Raw genomic sequence first — 19353 nt, 5'->3', positions numbered from 1 at the left:
TCGGCACGCCCAGAGCATCGAGCGGTGGACCAGCCACCTATCCGGAGTGCCGAAAGGTCGCCAGGTCACCGCGGACAAGGTGCCAGGAGATCATTGGCCGAAGCGGCGTTCGCGCGCGGCGTACGACCGCATCGCCCGCAGGAAGTCGACGTGCCGGAACGCCGGCCACAGGGCGTCACTGAAGTAGAACTCCGAGTGCACGCTCTGCCACAGCAGGAAGCCCGAGAGCCGCTGCTCTCCGGACGTGCGGATCACGAGGTCGGGATCCGGCTGTCCCTTGGTGTAGAGGTGCTCCGCGATGTCATCGACCTCGAGAGTCCCGGCCACATCGGCCAGGCTCCGACCTTTTGCGGCCTGGTCGAGCAGCAGCGACCTCATCGCGTCGGTGAGCTCCTGACGGCCGCCATAGCCGACACAGATGTTGACCCGCATGCCCTTGACGCCGGCGGTGGAGTCAGCCAACCGCTTCATCCGTCCGGCGGACTCCGCAGGCAGCAGGTCAAGGTTGCCGATCACCGCGAGCGACCACCGACCCTCGCCGGAAAGCCGCTCCATCAACCCCTCGACCGCGGCCAGGATGCTGCCCACCTCTTCGGGCGAGCGCTGCAGATTGTCGGTCGACAAGAGCCACAGTGTGACGATCTCGACGCCCAGCTCATCACACCACTGCGCGAACTCCGAGATCTTGTCGGCGCCGGCCTGATAGCCATGCTCGAAGCGCGTCCCGGCGCCCTTGGCCCAGCGCCGGTTGCCGTCGACGATCGCGCCGACATGGTGCGGGAGCCGGGTCGGATCGAGTCGTTGGACGAGCCGGCGCTCATAGACTCCGTACGCGAGGTGGCTGACTCCCATCCCCAGATCGTAACGCTCGCCACAGCCCACGCGGGGCGGCCTCATCCTGGGTCAACTCCCTGAGTCAGGTGCCATACCCTGAGGCCATGACTGAACGCGACTCCGAGGGCATCGTCTCCGAGGTCGGCGACCGCCTGCGCGACACGGTCGAGGAGATCAAGCCCAAGCTACGCGGCTGGCTGCATGCCGCGACGTGGCCGCTGGCGTTCTTCGGATTCCTCGTGCTGCTCGTCGTGGCGGACGACATCAAGGTACGAGTGGGCGTCGCAGTCTTCATGGTCAGCGCGCTCCTGCTGTTCGGAACCAGCGCGGTCTACCACGCGGGCCGGTGGTCCGATGCTGCGAAGGCACGCCTCAAGCGGCTGGACCACGCCAACATCTTCGTCCTGATCGCCGGGTCCTACACGCCGTTCAGCCTCCTGCTCCTCGACACCCAGGACGCCGCCGTCCTGCTGTCGATCGTGTGGGGAGGCACCATCCTCGGCGTCCTGTTCCGGGTCTTTTGGATCGGTGCTCCGCGCTGGCTCTACGTCCCGATCTACATCGGCCTGGGCTGGGCCGCAGTCTTCTGGCTCGATGAGTTCAAGGAGAACGGCTCGACCGCCGTGCTGGTGCTTCTCGCCACCGGCGGTGGGTTGTACACGATCGGCGCGATCGTCTACGGCTTCAAGAAGCCGAATCCCTGGCCGACGTGGTTCGGATTCCACGAGGTCTTCCACACGCTGACGATCGCGGCGTTCATCGTGCACTACATCGGCGTCAGTCTGCTGGCCTACCAGCGCTACTGACCGCCCGCAGGTCGTCCGGCGCCGTGACGGGCCGCCTGCACACAAAACCCTCGCAGACGTATGCCGCCGCATGCCCGTCGACCAGTTCACGCTGATCGAACAGCGCAATCTCCAGACCGACCTCACCCGCGACGACGACCGCACCGGGCGAGCTCAGGCCGAGCGCGGCTCGGTGCAGCTCGATACGTTCGCCGGCTCCACCCACGATCGCGACCTCCAGTGGCCCCGCCACGACCGCTTCAGCGGCGGCAAGAGTCCAGCCCGCGAACCGCGGCACCTGCGTGGCAATGTTGGCCGCTGACGCGATGCCCGACTCGGCCGCCGCTCGATAGCGGTGCTCGCCGGTGATCGCCGCGAACGAGATCAACCCCGCGACGGCGGCGGAGGTGCCCGAAGGGTAGGCGTTGTCGGAGGCGTCCTTGGGGCGTACGACCAGGGCCTCGGCGTCGTCGGCGGTGTCGAAGAAGCCGCCGGCCGGGTCCACGAACCGCTCGATGACCCGGTCGAGCAGCAACCGCGCCCGGTCGAGCCATACCGCTTCGCCGGTGATGCCGAGCACCGCGAGGAACGCCTCGGCGACTGCCCCATGGTCCTCGAGCACTCCGGTGTTGGTGCCGGCAACGCCATCGCGTGAGGTGCGTGCGAACCCGTCGGCCAGGTGCACGTCGACCAGGAGCTGAGCCGCTGTGACCGCCGCTTCGCCGAACTCGGGCTCGTCGAGCAGCACCCCCGCCTCAGCCAGGGCCGTGATCGCGAGCCCGTTCCACGACGCCACGACCTTGTCGTCGCGCGCCGGCCGGGTGCGCTCGGCCCTCGCGGCGAGGAGCCTGATCCGTACGCTCTCCCATCGCGCCGGATCGTCCGGGTCGGCACGGAGCTGCAGCGTCGAGTAGCCGTCCTCGAAGGTTCCCGGGCCGGTCACACCGAGCAGCTGAGCTGCCCAGGCGCCGTCCTGCGCACCGAGGACTCGCGCGAGCTGGTTGGGGTTCCACACGTAGAACGTCCCCTCGCGGCCGTCGCTGTCAGCATCGAGGGCCGAGGCGAAACCGCCCTCCGGCGTCATCAGCTCGGCCAGGATGAATCTCCCGGTCTCGCGGGCGACCCGCTCGGCCAGTGGCGACCCGGTCTGACGCCACCAGTGCAGATAGACGCGGAGCAGCAACGCGTTGTCATAGAGCATCTTCTCGAAGTGCGGCACCCGCCAGAACCGGTCGACGCTGTAGCGGGCGAAGCCCCCGGACAGCTGGTCATACAGGCCGCCGCGGGCCATCGCCTCGCAGGTTCCGGTGACCATGTCGAGCGCCGGTTGCGATCCCGTACGCGCGGCGTTGCGGAGCAGGAACTCCAGAACCATCGACGGAGGGAACTTCGGGCTCGCGCCGAAACCGGCCGCCTCGGCGTCGTACTGCTTGGCCAGAGCCTCGACGCCGGCATCCAGCTGGGCCGGGCCGACCGCGCCGCCGACCGGGTCGACATTGGCCTGCAGGTGCGCGAGGACATCGTTGCTGACCTGCAGCACCTCGCCGCGTCGGTCGCGCCAGGCCTCGGCGAGCGCTTGCAGCACCTGGGTGAAGGCAGGAGTGCCCTGCCGCGGCTCGGGCGGGAAGTAGGTGCCGGCGAAGAACGGCTCACCGGTCGGTGTCAGAACGCAGGTCATCGGCCAGCCGCCCTGACCCGTCATGGCCTGGGTCGCCGACATGTAGACCGCGTCGATGTCGGGGCGCTCCTCGCGATCGACCTTGATGTTGACGAAGTTGTCGTTCATGTATGCCGCGGTCGTTGCGTCCTCGAACGACTCGTGAGCCATGACGTGGCACCAGTGACACGCGGCATAGCCGACACTCAGCAGGATCGGCCTGTCCAGCTCCTGGGCCGCCGCCAGGGCCTCGTCACTCCACTCCCACCAGTCGACCGGGTTGTCGGCGTGCTGCTGGAGATAGGGGCTCGTGGCAACAGCGAGGCGATTCGGCATGCTCTCAGCTAGGCGTGGTTGTGGGGAGTCGGGTGGCTGGCGTCGCCGTCCTCGCCCTCCCAGGGCTGCTGGGCCTTCTTGGAGTGGCTGAGGAACGAGCGCGCCAGGAAGAAGGTCGCGATGCACAGCAGCACGACGATGCCAAGGGCGACCCAGCCGGGCTTGACGTCCTCCTTGGTGAAGGCCGGTTCGGCCGTGACGAAGGCGGCGATCTCGTACGCGTTCATGCCCCTAGCCTAGTCGGCCGTATCCCCCAAGATTTGGCGGGTTGTCAACCGGATGTCGCCCGGAATCGCCGCAAAACGGCTGCCAAGCCGCCAAATCTTGGAGCGGGGCGGGTCACGCGTCGCGCTCGTACGTCGCGGGCGGTGTCCCCACCACGGCGGTGAAGGCCCGGGTCAGGTGGGCCTGGTCGCTGAAGCCGAGCTCCGCTGCGAGCCCTGCCCAGTCGGTCGGGGCACCCTCGTGGGCCGCTGCCGCCGCGTCGAGCAGGCGGAACCGCTGCACGACCCATTTGGGCCCGATTCCGAGGTACGCCGTGAACTGCCGCTGCAGGGTTCGTAGGCTGAGGCCCGCGAGATCGGCGAGCTGCTCCGCTCGGATCAGGCTGCGATCCGCCTCCGCCGCCGCGACGAGCGAATTGATGGCATCGGCGTCGGGGTCGGCCACCACCGGGATGAGGTCGAGATGCGACTCCATCACGGCGACCATCTCCTCGTCCGTCACGTCGACACGCAAGATCTTGGCAGCCGCGCCCGAGTCGTCGGGACCGACCACGTCGCCCAGCGGCACGACTCGGCCCGACACCGAGCTCAGGTCGGCGCCGAGGACCGCGCGAAAACTTGCCGGCCTGAATGTCACCCCCAGGACGTGACCCGTGCCGGCGAGCGTACGGATGAACGGCTCACGGGTGATGCCGTTGACGAGCAGACGCGGCTGGCCGTCATAAAGCTCTGCCGACACGTGCACGCAGGGCTGCGGGATGATCTGCTGCTCGTAGGGCTCGGGGCACTCCCAGCGGACGATCCAGTGGTAGTCGATCAGCGGGCGCCAACGCTCCGACGGCACGATCCGGCGCACGCCGATGTGCTGCGCCGCGGCGGAGGGCCGCAAGATCGCAGACTCTCCCCTGCCCACCGGTTCGTCCATGCCTCCAGTGTCGCGTTTGTCCAAGACCGTGACCACAGCGCTGGCCTAACGTCGGTCCCATGACCAGGACACACGCGACATCAGGCACATTCAACGTCGCATCGTGGGAGGAGAACGTCATCATCGACATCGACGGTGACGGCACCGAGATCAACGGCGTCACCTATCCCACCCGCGGCTTCTCCCGCGCCGACACGGCCTACACCTACGCAGGCGACATCGAGGGCAACGGCACCGTGGCCTACCTCATCTCGTACAACAAGGGATTCGCGCCGGTGGCGGGCTTCGAGCTGTTCGAGGGATCGATCGACGGTCACGACGGCTCGCTGGTGTTCCAGCACGTCGGTGACCATGACGCCGAGGCCGTCCGCGCCACACTCCACATCGTGGAGGGCATGGGCACGGGCGGCCTCGCGGGCATGAAAGGCGAGGCGACGATCGAGCTGGCCGGGCACAGCGACAACGGCTACGACATCGCGCTGTCGTACGACCTGTGACGCCGTAAACGACAGAAACGAGGAGACCGAGTCACATGAGCAACCAGACCACAGGGCGATTCATGCCGACCGGGTGGGACGAGTCGGTCATCGAGGACATCGACGGTGAGGGCGAGACCAAGAACGGCACCTACTACCCCAGCCGCGGGGTCACGACCGCCAAGGTCATCTTCGACTACACCGGGGACATCGCGGGCACGGGCGTGGCAACGTATCTGTTCGCCTATCGCGACAGCAAGGCCGGCCACGCCGACATCATTGGCTACGAGCGATTCACCGGCACGATCGACGGCCAGGAGGGCTCGAGCGTCTTCCGGCACACCGGCTCGTACGCCGACGGGGCGGTCAGCGCGCACGTGGAGGTGCTGCCGGGGCTCGGCACGGACGGCCTCGCGGACCTGACCGGAGCCGCCGATGTGTCGATGGCCGGGGCACCGCCGGAGGGCGGCTATGAGTTCACCCTGACGCGCGACTAGGCCGCGTCAAGACCGGCAGGATCTGACTGCCCAGGTCTGGCGCAGACCCGCGCTCTACCCGTCGCTTCGCGGGCTCTGCTGGCGCAGACCCGCGCTCTACCCGTCGCTTCGCGGGCTCTGCTGGCGCAGACCCGCGAAGAGATCATCTTCGGGGAGAGTGGTCTCGACCTTGGAGTCCACGAGCTGGTAGTCCTCGGTCGGCCAAGCCTCGGCCTGCACCTGGTGCGGGACGGCGAACCAGAAGCCATTGGGATCGATCTGCGTCGCGTGGGCGAGCAGGGCCGCGTCGCGTACGCCGAAGAATTCCGCGCTCTCGACACGAGTCGTGAGGCGCGCCTCGTCCTCGGGCTTGCGCTCCCACGACGAGAGCCGCTCCGCGAACGGATTGTCGAGGCCGTGCTTGGTCATCTCGTCGTCGATCGCCTTCATCCGGGCATAGCTCCAGCTCAGGTGGTAATAGAGCTTGGACACCTGCCACGGCTCGCCAGCATCGGGATAGCGGTCCGGATCGGCCGCCGCCTCGTAGGCGTGGACGCTGATCTCGTGGCACTTGATGTGGTCGGGGTGCGGGTAGCCACCGTTCTCGTCGTACGTCGTGAGGACATGCGGCTTGAACGAGCGGATCAGGCGGACGAGGGGCTCGGCGGCCTCCTCGATCGGCACCAGCGCGAAGCAGCCCTCGGGCAACGGCGGCTTGGGATCGCCCTCGGGCCAGCCCGAGTCGACGAAACCCAGCCAGTCCTGCGTCACGCCGAGGATCTCGCGGGCGCGGTCCATCTCCTCGCGGCGGATCTCCGCGATCAGCTCGGGGTTGTCGAGGATCGCGGGATGCTCGAAGCCGGGATTGAGGATCGACCCACGCTCGCCGCCGGTGCAGGTCGCGACATGGACGTCAACGCCCTCGGCGACATACCTCGCCGTGGATGCGGCACCCTTGCTCGACTCGTCGTCGGGGTGCGCGTGCACGTGCATGAGACGCAGTTGTTCTGCCACGGTTCTCCTTCGGGGCTCGAGGCAAAATCCTCGCACTGTACGCAACGCCGCCTGCGGGCTGGGTGTTCCGTGGGGCTTGCGCGGCGATGACCATCGTGCGCCCGACCTCGCCGTGTCGACCGTTCGCGGCCGCCTGAGACAATGGGCGGTGTGACCGACCTCAGCTCCCGCTATGGGACCCGCCGCCGACCGCGTTGGTTCTGGCCTGCGATCGCGGCAGTCGGCATCGCCCTCGGCATCTCGTTCGCAGCGTGGGTCGGCTTCCAGGACGAGCCCGTCAAGGGTCAACTGTGGGGCTACGACGTCAAGAGCGATCGCCTCGTGATGGTCAAGGTCGATGTCATCCGCCCCGAACCGATCGCCGTGCGCTGCACGGTCTACGCCCAGGCCGAGGACCACTCGATCATCGGTGAGAAGACCGTCGACGTACCGGCATCTGAGGAAGAAAAGGTCCGCATCGAGATCGACATCGAGACCGAGCGGCGTGCCGTCACAGGCGTGCTGAGGACGTGTGAAGCGCAAGGTTGAGTGCTAACGTGGGAGGTTCACCCCGGGCGTATGCCTGGGGTGCAGCGCGTAAAGGAGTGGCCACATGACTCAGCCGCCAGAGACCGACACCATCTGGGTGACCCAGGAGGCGTACGACCGTCTGCAGCAGGAGCTCGACCACCTGCGTGGCGACGTGCGCGCCGACATCACCGCCAAGATCGCTGCCGCTCGCGACGAGGGTGACCTCAAGGAGAACGGCGGCTACCACGCCGCGCGCGAGGAGCAGGGCAAGACCGAGGCCCGCATCCGCCAGCTCGAGGAGATGCTGCGGCGTGCAGAGGTCGGCGACAAGCCGGCCGACGACGGCACCGTCGAGGCAGGCATGATCGTCACGATCCGCTTCGCAGGCGACACCGACACCGAGCGATTCCTGCTCGGGTCGCGTGAGCTGCTGAGCATGGACTCCAGCGTCGAGATCGACGTCTACTCACCCACCTCGCCCCTCGGTGCGGCGATTCTCGGCAAGAAGATCGGTGACCAGGCGTCCTACGAGGCGCCCAACGGCAAGAGCATCACAGTCGAGGTCGTCGACGCCAAGCCGTTCTGACACTGCGGCTTGCTCGGCGGCACGTCAGACGAGCTCGTAGCCGAGTTCGACCAGGCGGGCCCTGACCTCGGCGCAATGCGCTGAGCCACGAGTTGCGACCTGCACATCGACGTCGACCTGGCGTACGCCCAACGTCTCGGAGGCGCGGTCATGGTTGACGTTGAGGACATTGACCTGCATCTCGGCCAGATCCGTCAGGAGCCGCATCAGCTCGCCCGGCCGGTCGGAGATGCGGGCGCGGAACAGTAGGAAACGCCCGCCCGCGGCGAGGCCGTGCCGGATCACGTCAAGGAGCACCAGCGCATCGATGTTGCCGCCGGACAACACCGCGACGATGGGCCCCTCGAATGCCTGGGGCCGCTCAAGGATTGCCGCGACCGCCGCCGCACCGGCAGGTTCCACGAGGAGCTTGGAGCGTTCGAGCAGCGAGATCAGGGCGCTGCTCATCGAGTCCTCGCTGACCGTGATGACCTCATCGCACAGGGACTCGAGGATCCCGTAAGGAAGGTCACCGGGCTGGGCGACCGAGATGCCGTCGGCCATCGTGACGCCCATCGGTGCAGCAACGGGGTGACCGGCGGCCAGCGAGCCGGGATAAGCCGCCGCATCCTTGGCCTGCACACCCACGATGCGCAGATCGGGTCGCTCGGTGCGCAACAACGCGATCCCGGCGGCCAGCCCACCACCGCCGAGCGGCACCAGGATCGTCCTGACGTCGGGGCACTGCTCGAGGATCTCGAGGCCCACCGTCCCCTGCCCGGCGATGATGTCCTCGTGGTCGAACGGGTGGATCAGCACGGCACCCGTACGCGCGGCAAACTCCACCGCCGGCACGAGCGCCTCGGTCACCCCGGTCCCCTGGAACTTGATGTCGGCGCCATAGCCCTCCGTCGCCGCCACCTTGGGAAGCGCCGCACCGACCGGCATGAAGATCGTCGCCTTGATCCCGAGCAGCGAGGCAGCCAGTGCGACACCTTGCGCGTGGTTGCCGGCGCTGGCTGCGACGACCCCCCTCGCGCGCTCCTCCTCGCTGAGGCGGGAGATGCGTACGTAGGCTCCGCGGATCTTGAACGATCCCGTGCGCTGCAGGTTCTCGGCCTTGAGGAACACCTGCGTCGAGGTGCGCGAGCTGAGCCAGCGCGAGTGCGCCATGGGCGTCACCTCTGTGACACCCTCGAGCAACTCACGGGCGGCCCTCACATCGCTCAGATCCACACCAACAACCTAGTGTCTGGACCGCCGCAGGCGAACTCTGGTCACGGTCGGTCCCGCGCCGGGAGCCCGTCGACGACGAGGTCGTAGGAGTCCTCGACCAGCTCCTCGAGGAGTCCCTCCGGCAGTGAGCCGTCGACCTGCACCGTGATCCAGTGCTTCTTGTTCATGTGATAGCCGCGCTCGACCGCGGCATATGTCTCGACGAGTCCGGTCACATCGGCCGGTTCGGCCTTGAGCGTGACGTGTGTCGGTGAGTCCGCTCCGGTCAGCGCGAACACCTTGCCTCCGACCTTGAACACCGCTGTCTCCTCGCCGAACGGGAAGGTCAGCAGCGCGCCGGGGAGCGCCTGGCATACGGCATGTATGCCGGTGACCTGCCCGGCTCCACTCACGATGCACACCTCATCCGCCGACCCTATCTGGGGACGGGGACGGAACCCCCCGCTCGTCATGCGCGTTGAATCAGGGTGAGCAAAGCCCGCCTCGCCGCGCTGCTGGCGGTCGCCGCCGTCGTTGCCGTCGTTGCCGCCTGTTCGTCCCCACCCGCGGCAACACCGGCTCCGAGTCCGACAGAACCGGCTCCGGAGCAGACGACCGAGCCGCCCAATCCTTATACTTCGCTGTCATCGGCTGAGAAGAACAGGCGCCTGATCGCGGCCGCGACCCGCGGGCGTACGACCGAGGTCGGCCAGCTCCTCGATGCGGGCGCGGACACCGAGGCTCGTGACTCTCGCGAGCGCACCTGCCTGCTGCTCGCCGTCACACACGACCGCGTCGAGGCTGCCCGCCTGCTGGTCGATGCCGGCGCTGACCCGGATGCGCTCGACGATCGCCACGACACGCCGACTACGTGGAGTATGTCCTCGACCACACCGACATCGCCGTCGACCACGTCAACGACCTCGGGTGGACCCGCGCTCCTGGAGGCGGTCATCCTCGGCAGGGGGACTGAGCCTTGGGAACGCATCGTGAAGTCGCTGGTTGATCACGGCGCTGACGTCACCATCGCCGACCGGGCCGGGGTGACGCCCCTGCAGCATGCCCGGCGTCACGGCTTCGTCACGATCGCTCGCCTGCTCCAACGTGCGTGACTCCGTAAACTCGACGTGAGAGGTGGAAACCATGATCTTTGGTCGCAACAAGTCCGAGCTCCCCGCTGCTGATGCGGCACTCCCCGGTCGCGAGGGCCGGCCCTTCCAGGTCGGTGGCACGCACCTGACACTCGGCAACCCGGTCGAGACCCAGGCGCCCGAAGGCTTCGGCGTCGCGGTGTTCGGCCTCGGCTGCTTCTGGGGCGAGGAGAAGACCTTCTGGGAGGTGCCGGGGGTCTGGTCGACCTCGGTCGGCTACGCCGGCGGCGTCACTCCCCACCCGACCTATGACGAGGTCTGCAGCGGCCGCACTGGTCACGCCGAGGTCGTCCGCGTCATCTTCGACCCGGCCAATCTGACATACCAGCGGCTCCTCGAGGTGTTCTGGGAGAACCACGACCCGACTCAGGGCATGCGGCAGGGCAATGACCGCGGCACGCAGTATCGCTCGATCATCCTCACCACGACGCCGGAGCAGCAGGAGCAGGCCGAAGCGTCCCGCAAGGCCTACCAGGACAAGATGACCGCGGCCGGCTTCGGTGAGATCACGACCTCGATCGTGCAGCTCGACACGTACTACTACGCCGAAGACATGCACCAGCAATACCTCGTCAAGAACCCCTACGGCTACTGCCCGCTGCACGCCACGGGCGTCTCCTACGCGTGACCCCGGGACGGCTCGCTCGAGGCGCGCCCCGACGGGCCGGCGGATAGATTGAAGGGATGCCTGAGAGCCGCGATACCGACCTGAACGGCACTCCACTCCCGAAGGGATCGTCCGGGTGGGTCCGCGTGCGTGGCGCCCGTGAGCACAACCTGCGCGAGATCGATGTCGACCTGCCACGCGACTGCTTCGTGGTCTTCACCGGCATCTCCGGCTCAGGCAAGTCCTCACTCGCCTTCGGCACCGTGTTTGCGGAGTCGCAGCGACGCTACTTCGAGTCCGTGGCGCCCTATGCGCGCCGGCTCATGGCGCAGGTCGGCGCGCCCGACATCGACACGATCGACGGGCTGCCGCCGGCGGTCGCGCTGCAGCAGGCCCGCGGCGCCGCGAGCTCGCGCTCCTCGCGCGGCACCCTGAGCTCACTGTCGGACGTGCTCCGTCTCCTCTACAGCCGGGCGGGCACCTACCCTGACGGCGCCGAGCACCTGCCGGCCTCCGCATTCTCACCCAACACGGCGATCGGCGCGTGTCCCACGTGTCACGGCAGCGGCGTCGCGCGGAGCACCACCGAGACCCTGCTCGTCCCCGACCCCACCCTGTCGATCGACGACGGCGCGATCGGCGTCTGGGCGAGCCGCGCATGGGTGGGCCAGAACGTACGCCGCATGGTCACCAAGCTCGGCATCGACGTCCACGCCCCGTGGCACACCCTCGCGCAGGCCGACCGTGACTGGATCCTCTTCACCGACGAAGAGCCGCGGATGCTGCTGACCGGCAACAAGGGCGGCGACCAGAGCCAGTACCACGGGCACTGGTCCTCGGCCGAGCGCTACCTGATGCGCAACCTCTCCAACACCCAGTCGCCGGCACAACGCGAGAAGCTCGAGGCATTCATCGCCGACGGACCCTGCCCGACGTGCCACGGCAAGCGACTGCGGCCCGCGGCGCTCGCCGTCACGTTCGCCGGCGTGGACATCGCCGAGCTGGCAGCGATGCCGCTGTCAGAGGTGTGCGCCCTGCTCGACACGGGGTTGAAGCAGCAGGCTCTCGGCACCGACCGCCACGGCGCCGCCGCATCCTCCGCGGCACGCTCGCTCGTCAAGGACTTCGGCGCCCGGGTCGAGGCCATCATCAGCCTCGGGCTCGGCTACCTCTCGATGGACCGGTCCAGCACCGCGCTCTCACCCGGCGAGCTCCAACGCGTACGCCTGGCCGGCCAGCTCCGGGCCGGACTGTTCGGCGTCGTGTATGTGCTCGACGAGCCGTCGGCGGGGCTGCACCCGGCCGACACCGAGGCGCTCTACACAGCGCTTCGTGAGCTCGTTGCCAGTGGCAACTCGCTGTTCGTCGTCGAGCACGATCTCGCGATCGCTCGCCACGCCGACTGGGTCGTCGACGTCGGTCCGAGCGCCGGAGTCCTCGGCGGACACATCGTGCACAGCGGTCCGCCAGATGCGCTGGCCGACGTCGCCGAATCAGCCACCGCAGAGTTCATGTTCTCCCGCACCGTGCTGCCCGCTCTCGCTGCGCGCAAGCCCACCGCCTGGCGCGAGCTGACGCATCTCACGCTGCACAACCTTCAGGACGTCAGCGTGCGCCTGCCGATGGGCGTGATGACGGCCATCACCGGCGTCTCGGGCTCTGGCAAGTCCTCGCTGCTGATCGCCATGACCGAGCAGCTCGAGGCCGCCAACGAGGCCGCCGAGCAACCGCAGCGGATCATCTCGATCGACCAGCGGCCGATCGGGCGATCCCCACGTTCGAACCTCGCGACCTATACCGGGCTGTTCGACCAGGTCCGCCGCCTCTTTGCCGCCACGCCAGAGGCCAAGGAACGTGGATGGGCCGCGGGCCGGTTCTCGTTCAACGTCGAGGCTGGTCGTTGCCCGACCTGTCAGGGCGAGGGCTTCATCGCCATCGAGCTGGTCTTCCTGCCGACCAGCTATTCCTCGTGCCCGACATGCCGCGGGTCGCGCTACAACCCCGAGACACTGCAAGTGCCCTATCGCCAACGTGACATCGGCCAGGTCCTGGCGATGACGGTTCTCGAGGTGTCCGAGCTCTTCGACGACATCCCGGGCGTGCATCGTGCCCTCACGACGCTGCTCGACGTGGGACTCGGCTACCTCACCCTCGGGCAGCCGGCTACCGAGCTTTCAGGCGGCGAGGCGCAGCGCATCAAGCTCGCCACCGAGCTGCAGCGTCCACGCCGCGAGGGCACCGTGTTCGTGCTCGACGAGCCGACCGGCGGACTCCACCCCGTCAATGTGCGCGATCTCGTCCGCGTGCTGGGCCGCCTCACCGCCGCCGGCGACACCGTCGTCACGGTCGAGCACGACATGCAGGTCATCGCAGCGGCCGACTGGGTCATCGAGCTCGGGCCCGGAGGTGGCGACCGAGGTGGCAACGTGGTCGCCGCGGCCACTCCGTCGGATCTCCTCCGCATCGACGCGAGCATCACAGCGCCCTACCTGCGCCGTGCGCTGGAGGGCTGAGCGGATGGGGTTCACCCGCGCCGAGCTCGAGTCGTATGCGGGCCGGACGATCCCTGACCTCATCGGCGATGACGTGCGACTTCTGTTCGTCGGTATCAACCCGGGTCTGGTCAGCGCCGCCACCGGACTGCACTTCGCCAGGGCGGGCAACCGGTTCTACCCGGCACTGAGGCTCGCAGGGATCATCCCGGCCGAGGTGATGACCCCCGAGGACGCCCGCCCGGCGCTCTTGAGCCGCGGCATCGGCATCACCAACATCGTGGAGCGGGCGTCAGCGCGGGCCGACGAGCTCGACCCGGCCGAATTGGTCGAGGGCCGCCGGCGGCTCGAGGCGCTCGTCGCCGAGCACCGCCCACGGGTCGTGGCGATCGCCGGCATCACCTCCTACCGCACCGCATTCGACCGCAGAAAGGCCCGGGCCGGCCGGCAGGAGGAGCCCATGGGGGATGCGCAGGTGTGGGTCGTGCCCAATCCGAGCGGACTCAACGCCCACGAGACGGTCGAGTCGCTGAGCGCGGCCTATGCCGAGGCGGCCGTCGCCGCCGGAATCGTCTGAATGCGCTCTCCCGGCCACTGCGGATCCCGGCCGGCAAGCCCGATCGCCCGATCGAACAGCGGCGCCTCGTCGGGCACCGGGACGGCCGGCCCGAAGATGTCCGAGGGAGTGCCATCGGCACGGAACTGTGCGAGGAACTCGTGCACCGCCGCGACCGCCTCGGTACCGGGATCGAATGACTGCCCTGTTGATCGGGCCAGGTCCCAGCCGTGCACGACGATCTCGTCGAGCGCCACGAGTCCGGCGACCTCGCCGGGCAGGTCGACTCCACCGGCAGCGGTCATGCCGGTCCAGGCCGCCGGGTCGCGCCACGCCTGGCCCAGCGCGTGCAGGTGCTCGGGCAACGAGTCGCGCCAGTCGTCGGGAAGCGCCTGCACCCTCTCGGTCGGCGGGGTCGAGGTGAGCGGCCCCAAGTCCTTGGCGGCAGCCGCGACAAATGCCTGCGACAGCCCGTGGACATGCCCGAGCATCTCCGCGACTGTGTAGTCAGGACATGGGGTGGGCGCATCCAGGTGTTCATCGCGTACTCCGTGAAGGAGGGCAGCGACGGACGAGGCCACGGGTGCCAGGTCGGGATGGGGCATCTTCGTCATCTCCCTAGATATTCCTAATAGGAATATAGTCGAAGATGAAGACAAACCTACAGCTACCGCTTGGCGCGCTGCCCCTTCGACCATCGACCTGGAGCCTTTACAGATCGTGCTGTTATGCCGGCTGCTCCCTGACCCGCATGACATCGGGCATCACACCGTAGAGCGAGAGGATCAGCGCCTTCACGGCATCGGCGACCTGCTCCCCGGTGGGCGTCAGCCGGTAGTCGACGTGCGGGGGCAGCGTCGACTGCACCCTGCGGGCGACGAGTCCGTCACGCTCGAGCGACTTGAGTGTCTGGGACAGCATCTTGTCGCTGATGCCGTCGACGCACCGGCGCAGCTCGCCGAAACGCGCCGGCTCGGGACTGAGGGCAGCCAGCGTCAGGGCACCCCACCGGCTGGTGACGTGCTCGAGCACCTCACGCGACGGGCAGCCGCCGTCGAACACGTCGAACGGTCGTCTCGGATCCTGGGCCATGTCCACCACCTCTGGTACATCATGCTAGCACTTCGTTAGTGCTTACGTTTGGTTGGCACTTTCACTTCGTTAGCGTATGGTGAGTGGCTCATCCCCGAAAGGACATTCCCCATGACCATTGCCGTCACCGCCGCCGCCGGACAGCTGGGCACGCTCGTCGTCGACGCGCTGCTCGCCCGCACCTCCCCCGACCAGATCGTCGCGATCATCCGCGACGCCACCAAGGCCGAGCCGCTGACCACCAAGGGCGTCGACGTACGCCTCGCCAGCTACGACGACCCGGCAGCGCTCAACGACGCGCTAGCCGGAGTCGACAAGGTGCTGCTCATCTCGGGCAACGAGATGGGCAAACGCGCCGCACAGCACCAGAACGTCATTGACGCAGCGATCGCCCAGGGCGTCGACCTGCTCGCGTACACCAGCGCGCCCGCCGTCGACACCTCCACTCTGCCCGTCGCACCGGAGCACCTGGCGACCGAGCAGTATCTCGCCACGACGACTCTCCCGCACACGCTGCTCCGCAACGGCTGGTACCACGAAAACTACGTACCGGCGATCGACGGGGCGCGCCAGAGCGGGACGGTCCTCACCAGCGCCGGCGACGGACGCGTCTCCAGTGCCGCACGCGCCGACTTCGCCGAGGCGGCGGCGGTCGTGCTGACGACCGACGGTCCGGTCAAGCCTGTGTACGAGCTCGGTGGCGACGCCGCGTGGACGCAGGCCGACCTGGCCGCAACCGTGTCCGAGGTCATCGGTGCGCCCGTCACGGTCGCTGAGGTCCCACCTGCCGAGCAGGGCGCGATCCTCAAGGGCGCCGGCGTCCCGGACGTGTGGGCCGACTTCGCGGTCGACACTGACGCCTCGATCAAGAACGGCGAGCTCGAGGTCACCAGCGGCGACCTGCCCGCATTGCTCGGCCGACCGACGACCCCGCTCGTCGACACGCTCCGCGCGAGCGTCTAGATCGTGTCAGTGGCGGCCTCTAGCGTGGCCGCATGGAGCAACGACTCAGCCTGATCACGCTCGGTGTCGCAGACCTGGCCCGGGCCCGCCGGTTCTACGAGGAGGGCCTGGGCTGGGCCAAGAACAACCCCGAGGACGAGGTCGCGTTCTACCAGCTCAATGGCCTGGTGCTCGCGATCTGGAGCCGCGAGGACCTGGCCGGCGATGCCAGGCTCGACGACACCGGCGCCACATTCGGCGGCATGACCTTGGCATTCAACACCCGGAGCCATGACGAGGTCGATGAGGTCCTCGCGGTGGCCGGGCGCGCCGGCGGCACGGTTCTCAAGCCGGCCGAAGAACAGCCCTGGGGCGGCTATTCAGGCTATTTCGCAGACCCCGACGGGCACCCGTGGGAAGTCGCCTGGAATCCTGCCTGGTCGATCGACGAGGCCGGGCACACCTCGCTCGCCCCAGCCTGATCCGCACCGACCTGATCCGCATCAACCACGACCGGCGCCGGAGCCCGAGGGGTCATGGTCAGTTCGAAGCCCTTGGGCATCAGCGTCAGGCGCTCGGCGATCTCGAGCTCATAGTCCGGATCACCTGCGATGTCATAGCGATGCAGGATCCGCGCAAGCACCAGGATCGCCTCGTGCAATGCGAACTGCCTGCCGATGCACGAGCGCTCCCCCGTGCCGAACGGCTTGTAGGAGTGCGGCAATCTGCCCCGCGCATTGTCCGGCAGGAATCGATCGGGATCGAACCGGTCGGCATCCTCACCCCACACCCGGGTGTCCCGGTGCATCATCGGCAGGATCACGATGGCCCAGTCCTCGGGGCGCATCGTGTGGCCCGTGCTCAGCACGGTCGTCTCGCGGGGACTGCGGGCGAATGCGGGCGCAGTCGGCCACAGCCGCAGCCCCTCGTCGAGCACCCGGCGCAGATAGCGGAACTTCGCCACCTGCTCGAACGTCGGCTCGGTGTCGCGGTCGGGTCCGAGGATCTGGTCGACCTCGGCCTGCGCCTTGGCAAGGATCGCGTGATCGCGCGCAAGATAGTGGAGCGCGAATGACAATGCTCCCGACGTCGTCTCGTGGCCGGCCACGAGGAAGGTCAGGATCTGGTGGCGAATGTTGAGGTCGTCGAGCCGAGCCCCGGTCTCGGGGTGAGGAGTGTGCAGCATGATGCCGAGCAGGTCGCTCTCGTCGGCCTCGTCGGCATTGCGCCGCTCGGCGATGATGCCGTCGAGCAGCGAGTCGACGTATGCCTGGTGGTGCGCGTTCCGCTTGTCGATCCGCCTGGCCATGATCGACGCGCCCGGCATCGCGTTGAGCGACCCCTTTCGCTGACCGGCCTTGAGGGCGGCGATCATCGCCGGGATGAACGGGTGCGGCTCGGACCGGGTGAATGATCCGAAGTCAGTGCTGAATGCCGTGCGGCTGATGGTCTCCATCGTCAGCTTGGTCATGTCGGCAGAGACATCGATCGGCTCCTCGTGAGCGTCCCAAGAGTCGAACAGTTCCTGGGCCGCTGCGAGCATGACCGGGTGATAGCGCTGCATCGCCGCTTTGGTGAACGCCGGACGCAACAGGTCGTGGGCCAGCGCCCAGTTGGTGTCGTCGTTGTAGGCCGTGAACAGGCCCTCACCGGCGAACTCCCGCAGGGCGACGAGTGCTGGCGACAGCCCCTTGACGAAGCGCGACTCGTCGGCGAGCTCAGCGGCCAGCTCGGCCCCGATGACGAAGACGAACTTCTGGTCGAAGACCTTGAGCTCAAAGATGGGTCCGAGCCCGGCAGCCCGGCGCATCGTGCTCTGCAGCGGAGCCTGCACATCCGCCCCGAGGGCGTCTCCGACGATCGGCTTGCGACCAGTCGGGTGCGGGAAAGTCTGACCTGACCAGTCGTTGCGCACGATGACTCCTTATTGGACGGGAATTCAGTAATGCCAGACTAACCCGTGCTGAATCGATGTCAAGTAGTGTGGATGCATGGCCACCCGCACCAGGATGAGTCGCGAGGCTCGTCAGGACCAGCTCCTCGACCTCGGCGCCGAGCTGTTCGCCGATCGCTCCTACGAGGATGTCCACATCGAGGAGCTCTCGGAGGTCGCAGGAGTCTCCCGAGGCCTGCTCTACCACTACTTTCCGACCAAGCGGGCGTTCTTCGCGGCCATGGTCCGGCGCGAGTCCGGACGCATGTCCGACCTGACCGTCACCGATGACACCCTGCCGATCCTCGACCAGCTGCGGCAGGGCATCGAGTCCTACCTCGACTACTGCCAGGACCACAAGATGGGGGTCAAGGCGATCTTCCATGGAGCGGCCTCGGCCGATCCGGAGATCCAGGCCATCATCGAGGAGGACATCGGCCTGCAGCAGGCCCGCATCACCTCGGCCGTCGAGCCAGTCGGTCAGCCGACCGAGCTGATGCAGATCGCCGTGCGCAGCTGGCTGCACTTCATGCGCAATGCCTGCCACCAGTGGCTCGACGCCAAGGAGACGACGCGCGACGAGGTGCGCGACCTGTGCGCACAGGCACTCCTGGGGATGCTTCTGGCGCTCCCGGAGGACTCTCGGCCGTCTGCCTTGGCAGATCTGTCAGATCTGGCCGAGTCCTAGAGGCCGTTGCGCCTGCTGAATGCCGCGATGATCCGCTGATAGCCGGGACCACTCACGCGTACGAACTTGTCGAGCACCCACGCATCGCCGCCGATGAGCACCCGCGCCTTGTTCTTCTCGACTCCCTTGAGGATGACCTGGGCAGCCTTCTCCGGAGATGTGCGAGCCATCTTGTCAAAGGAGCTGGCCAGCTTGTCGTGGTCCCGCCCCTCGACCTGCTCGCCGTTGCGGGCGATGTTGGTCTTGATGCCGCCGGGATGCACACAGGTGACCTTGACCGGCCGCTTGTTGTTGACCATCTCCTGGCGGAGGGCCTCGGTGAAGCCTCGCACCGCGAACTTGGCTGCGTTGTAGGCGCTCTGTGTCGGCACGGCGAACAGCCCGAAGACGCTCGAGATGTTGACGATGTGCCCGTCGCCGGAGGCCACGAGATGCGGCAGGAACGCCTTGGTGCCGCTCACGACGCCCCAGAAGTCGACGTCCATGACACGGTCGATGTCCTTGAACGACATCTCCTCGACATTGCCGGTGAAGGCGATGCCGGCGTTGTTGAAGACCATGTTGACCTTGCCGAAGTGCGCCGCGACGTCATCGGCGTAGGCCAGCACGAGCTCGCGCTGCGAGACATCGAGGTGATCGGCCTTGGCGTCTCCCCCGATCCCCCTGACGAGGGCTTCGGTCTCAGCCAGTCCGTGCATGTCGACATCGCAGATCGCGAGCTTTGCGCCGCGGCGGGCGAGCTCGACGGACAGGGCGCGGCCGATGCCGGAGCCTGCGCCGGTCACGACGGCGACCTTGTCGGTGAAGTGGGTGGTCATGGAGTTCCTCTCGCATTTCAGATACCGAAGGTATCCGACTAGAGGCTAGCAGATAAC

At 67.7% G+C, this 19353-nt stretch carries 23 protein-coding genes; 12 read left to right on the top strand and 11 right to left on the bottom strand.

Translation table 11 applies throughout. The features are described from left to right. Nucleotides 1-90 precede the first annotated feature (90 nt). Entirely contained in the window at nucleotides 91-852 is a 762-nt protein-coding gene (locus tag WKF39_RS03765) for an isoprenyl transferase (protein WP_340385893.1), read from the bottom strand. An 86-nt stretch (nucleotides 853-938) separates the two neighbouring features. Here WKF39_RS03765 and WKF39_RS03760 point away from each other — a divergent pair, with 86 nt between their 5' ends. Then, the gene (locus WKF39_RS03760; RefSeq protein ID WP_340385892.1) at nucleotides 939-1640 is read left to right on the top strand and encodes a hemolysin III family protein; all 702 of its coding nucleotides are present in this window, start codon (nucleotides 939-941) and stop codon (nucleotides 1638-1640) included. Here the strand turns inward: WKF39_RS03760 and WKF39_RS03755 are convergent. The 3 genes from WKF39_RS03755 to WKF39_RS03745 all read right to left on the bottom strand — a co-directional run bounded on the left by WKF39_RS03755 (nucleotide 1612) and on the right by WKF39_RS03745 (nucleotide 4761). After that, complete coding sequence (locus WKF39_RS03755; RefSeq protein ID WP_340385891.1) at nucleotides 1612-3612, bottom strand: thioredoxin domain-containing protein; 2001 nt, start codon at nucleotides 3610-3612, stop codon at nucleotides 1612-1614. The two genes, WKF39_RS03760 and WKF39_RS03755, sit on opposite strands and share 29 nt — an antisense overlap. Before the next feature lie 8 nt (nucleotides 3613-3620). Next, nucleotides 3621-3839, bottom strand: coding sequence for a hypothetical protein (locus WKF39_RS03750; RefSeq protein ID WP_340385890.1), 219 nt, complete (start codon nucleotides 3837-3839; stop codon nucleotides 3621-3623). 112 nt (nucleotides 3840-3951) lie between these two features. Then, nucleotides 3952-4761, bottom strand: a complete 810-nt coding sequence (locus WKF39_RS03745; RefSeq protein WP_340385889.1) for a helix-turn-helix domain-containing protein — start codon at nucleotides 4759-4761, stop codon at nucleotides 3952-3954. 59 nt (nucleotides 4762-4820) lie between these two features. On the opposite strand from WKF39_RS03745, the gene WKF39_RS03740 reads away from it, so the two are divergent. Beyond that, the gene (locus tag WKF39_RS03740) at nucleotides 4821-5258 is read left to right on the top strand and encodes a DUF3224 domain-containing protein (protein WP_340385888.1); all 438 of its coding nucleotides are present in this window, start codon (nucleotides 4821-4823) and stop codon (nucleotides 5256-5258) included. Between the two features lie 35 nt (nucleotides 5259-5293). Further along, on the top strand, nucleotides 5294-5734 hold the full coding sequence (locus WKF39_RS03735; RefSeq protein WP_340385887.1) for a DUF3224 domain-containing protein: 441 nt from the start codon (nucleotides 5294-5296) through the stop codon (nucleotides 5732-5734). A gap of 96 nt (nucleotides 5735-5830) precedes the next feature. On the opposite strand, the gene mca is transcribed toward WKF39_RS03735, so the two are convergent. Continuing rightward, nucleotides 5831-6727 carry a mycothiol conjugate amidase Mca gene (gene mca, locus WKF39_RS03730; protein WP_340385886.1) on the bottom strand — a complete coding sequence of 299 codons (897 nt, stop codon included), beginning with the start codon at nucleotides 6725-6727 and terminating at the stop codon, nucleotides 5831-5833. Nucleotides 6728-6877: 150 nt separating this feature from the next. On the opposite strand from mca, the gene WKF39_RS03725 reads away from it, so the two are divergent. Then, a complete protein-coding gene (locus WKF39_RS03725) occupies nucleotides 6878-7255 on the top strand; it encodes a DUF4307 domain-containing protein (RefSeq protein ID WP_340385885.1) in 378 nt (125 codons plus the stop codon). 64 nt (nucleotides 7256-7319) lie between these two features. Further along, nucleotides 7320-7823 (top strand): transcription elongation factor GreA, encoded by a 504-nt coding sequence (greA, locus tag WKF39_RS03720; protein ID WP_340385884.1) that lies wholly within the window; start codon nucleotides 7320-7322, stop codon nucleotides 7821-7823. A gap of 24 nt (nucleotides 7824-7847) precedes the next feature. Here the strand turns inward: greA and ilvA are convergent, their stop codons facing one another. Then, nucleotides 7848-8975, bottom strand: coding sequence for a threonine ammonia-lyase (ilvA, locus tag WKF39_RS03715; RefSeq protein WP_340385883.1), 1128 nt, complete (start codon nucleotides 8973-8975; stop codon nucleotides 7848-7850). Between the two features lie 104 nt (nucleotides 8976-9079). Next, complete coding sequence (locus WKF39_RS03710; protein ID WP_340385882.1) at nucleotides 9080-9430, bottom strand: MmcQ/YjbR family DNA-binding protein; 351 nt, start codon at nucleotides 9428-9430, stop codon at nucleotides 9080-9082. A gap of 75 nt (nucleotides 9431-9505) precedes the next feature. Between WKF39_RS03710 and WKF39_RS03705 the strand changes: the two genes are divergently transcribed. Genes WKF39_RS03705 through WKF39_RS03690 form a run of 4 tightly spaced genes read left to right on the top strand, consistent with a single transcriptional unit; the run spans nucleotide 9506 to nucleotide 13844 of the window. Beyond that, nucleotides 9506-10129, top strand: coding sequence for an ankyrin repeat domain-containing protein (locus WKF39_RS03705; RefSeq protein ID WP_340385881.1), 624 nt, complete (start codon nucleotides 9506-9508; stop codon nucleotides 10127-10129). A gap of 31 nt (nucleotides 10130-10160) precedes the next feature. Beyond that, entirely contained in the window at nucleotides 10161-10796 is a 636-nt protein-coding gene (gene msrA / locus WKF39_RS03700) for a peptide-methionine (S)-S-oxide reductase MsrA (protein ID WP_340385880.1), read from the top strand. A gap of 56 nt (nucleotides 10797-10852) precedes the next feature. After that, nucleotides 10853-13288, top strand: a complete 2436-nt coding sequence (locus WKF39_RS03695; protein ID WP_340385879.1) for an excinuclease ABC subunit UvrA — start codon at nucleotides 10853-10855, stop codon at nucleotides 13286-13288. Nucleotides 13289-13292: 4 nt separating this feature from the next. Next, complete coding sequence (locus tag WKF39_RS03690; RefSeq protein WP_340385878.1) at nucleotides 13293-13844, top strand: mismatch-specific DNA-glycosylase; 552 nt, start codon at nucleotides 13293-13295, stop codon at nucleotides 13842-13844. Here the strand turns inward: WKF39_RS03690 and WKF39_RS03685 are convergent. Both WKF39_RS03685 and WKF39_RS03680 read right to left on the bottom strand, forming a co-directional pair. Further along, on the bottom strand, nucleotides 13808-14437 hold the full coding sequence (locus WKF39_RS03685; protein WP_340385877.1) for a TIGR03086 family metal-binding protein: 630 nt from the start codon (nucleotides 14435-14437) through the stop codon (nucleotides 13808-13810). The two genes, WKF39_RS03690 and WKF39_RS03685, sit on opposite strands and share 37 nt — an antisense overlap. Nucleotides 14438-14549: 112 nt before the next feature. Further along, nucleotides 14550-14915, bottom strand: coding sequence for a helix-turn-helix domain-containing protein (locus WKF39_RS03680; RefSeq protein ID WP_340385876.1), 366 nt, complete (start codon nucleotides 14913-14915; stop codon nucleotides 14550-14552). 111 nt (nucleotides 14916-15026) lie between these two features. Between WKF39_RS03680 and WKF39_RS03675 the strand changes: the two genes are divergently transcribed. Both WKF39_RS03675 and WKF39_RS03670 read left to right on the top strand, forming a co-directional pair. After that, entirely contained in the window at nucleotides 15027-15878 is an 852-nt protein-coding gene (locus WKF39_RS03675; protein ID WP_340385875.1) for an SDR family oxidoreductase, read from the top strand. Nucleotides 15879-15910: 32 nt separating this feature from the next. Next, nucleotides 15911-16339 carry a VOC family protein gene (locus tag WKF39_RS03670; protein WP_340385874.1) on the top strand — a complete coding sequence of 143 codons (429 nt, stop codon included), beginning with the start codon at nucleotides 15911-15913 and terminating at the stop codon, nucleotides 16337-16339. On the opposite strand, the gene WKF39_RS03665 is transcribed toward WKF39_RS03670, so the two are convergent. Continuing rightward, nucleotides 16243-17772: a cytochrome P450 gene (locus WKF39_RS03665; RefSeq protein ID WP_340385873.1), complete on the bottom strand. Its 1530-nt coding sequence runs from the start codon at nucleotides 17770-17772 to the stop codon at nucleotides 16243-16245. The two genes, WKF39_RS03670 and WKF39_RS03665, sit on opposite strands and share 97 nt — an antisense overlap. A gap of 76 nt (nucleotides 17773-17848) precedes the next feature. On the opposite strand from WKF39_RS03665, the gene WKF39_RS03660 reads away from it, so the two are divergent. Continuing rightward, the gene (locus tag WKF39_RS03660) at nucleotides 17849-18478 is read left to right on the top strand and encodes a TetR/AcrR family transcriptional regulator (protein ID WP_340385872.1); all 630 of its coding nucleotides are present in this window, start codon (nucleotides 17849-17851) and stop codon (nucleotides 18476-18478) included. Here the strand turns inward: WKF39_RS03660 and WKF39_RS03655 are convergent. Next, nucleotides 18475-19296, bottom strand: coding sequence for an SDR family oxidoreductase (locus tag WKF39_RS03655; protein ID WP_340385871.1), 822 nt, complete (start codon nucleotides 19294-19296; stop codon nucleotides 18475-18477). The genes WKF39_RS03660 and WKF39_RS03655 overlap by 4 nt on opposite strands. Nucleotides 19297-19353 lie beyond the last annotated feature (57 nt).

The sequence above is a fragment of the Aeromicrobium sp. genome (assembly GCF_037719875.1).
GTDB lineage: Bacteria > Actinomycetota > Actinomycetes > Propionibacteriales > Nocardioidaceae > Aeromicrobium.
Note: the sequence above shows the minus strand (reverse complement) of the source record. Positions and strands in the feature narration are given on the sequence as shown.